Raw genomic sequence first — 1,509 nt, 5'->3', positions numbered from 1 at the left:
CCCGCCCTGCGGATCGCCGGCTGGACCGCCCGCATGCTCGCCCCGGTCCGCCCCGGCGACCGGATCAAGGTCCGCGCCGTGCAGACCGGCCGCCACGCCGGCGGCCAGGTCCTCGAGGTGACCTGCACCGTCGACGGCGCCACCGTCATGGCCGCGACCGCCCTCACCGAGGCGCCGCGCACCGTCTACGCCTTCCCTGGCCAGGGCATCCAGGCCAAGGGGATGGGCATGGAGGGCCGCACGCGCTGCCCGCGCGCCCGGGAGATCTGGGACCGCGCCGACAAGCACACCCGTGCCGCGCTCGGCTTCTCGATCCTGGCGATCGTGCGCGACAACCCGACCGAGGTCACCGTCCGTGGCGAGGTCCACCGACACCCGGACGGCGTGCTCTACCTGACCCAGTTCACCCAGGTCGCCATGGCGTGCCTCGCGGTGGCGCAGCGGGCGGAGCTCGAGGCCGATGGCCTGTTCATCGACGACGCCTACTTCGCCGGCCACTCGATCGGCGAGTACGACGCCCTGGCCGCCATCTCCGGTGTGCTCGAGCTCGAGCCCCTGCTGGAGATCGTGTTCCAGCGCGGCTCGACCATGCACCAGCTGGTCCCGCGTGACGCCCGCGGCCGCTCGGACTATCGCATGGCCGCGATCCGCCCGTCCCAGATGGGGATCTCCGACGACGAGATCCAGCAGTGGGTCGCCGACGTGGCCGAGCAGTCCGGCGAGTTCATCGAGATCGTCAACTACAACCTCGCGGGCTCGCAGTACGCCCTGGCCGGCACCGTCGCCGGCTGCGAGGCACTGGAGGCGGCGGTCAACCGCGAGCTCGAGCGCTCGGGCGGCAAGAACGCCTTCATCCTCGTCCCCGGCATCGACGTGCCGTTCCACTCCACCGTCCTGCGCGGCGGCGTCCCGGACTTCCGGGCCACCCTCGACGCGCTGATCCCGCACGACATCGACATCTCGGTGCTTGTCGGGCGGTACATCCCGAACCTGGTGCCGCGCCTGTTCAGCCTCGACCGCGCCTTCGTCCAGGAGATCGCCGACCTCGTGCCGGCCGACTCCCTGGCCGAGGTGCTGGCGAACTGGGACGCCTGGGCCGCGACGCCCGTGCGCCTGGGCCGCCTGCTGCTCGTCGAGCTGCTGGCCTGGCAGTTCGCGAGCCCGGTCCGCTGGATCGAGACCCAGGAGCTGCTCTTTACGCCTGTAGAGCGCGGCGGGCTCGGCATCGAGCAGTTCGTCGAGGTGGGCGTAGCCAATGCGCCGACCGTGGCGAACCTCGCCTCCAAGACCCTCGACCTCCCCACGCACCGCGGCCCGCGCGCCCAGGTGCTCAACGTCGAGCGCGACTCGGCGACGCTGTACGGCACCCTGCCGCCCAGCGTGGAGGAGGACGACGACAACGACGACACCGTGAGCGCCGCCGACGCGGCCGGCTCCACCGGGTCGTCCACCCCCGCGGCCGCCGACCAGGCGGCCCCCACAGACCCCGCACCGGCCGTCAACACCCCC

1 protein-coding gene is annotated in these 1,509 nt (G+C 72.6%); it reads left to right on the top strand.

The window, feature by feature from the left end:
- Positions 1-1,509: acyltransferase domain-containing protein (locus tag G6016_RS06205; protein ID WP_182631814.1), on the top strand; the 1,509-nt coding region annotated here is incomplete at both ends.

This window comes from Dietzia aerolata, assembly GCF_014144865.1.
GTDB classification, from domain to species: Bacteria; Actinomycetota; Actinomycetes; order Mycobacteriales; family Mycobacteriaceae; genus Dietzia; species Dietzia aerolata.
This window is presented reverse-complemented; position numbering and strand designations above follow the sequence as displayed.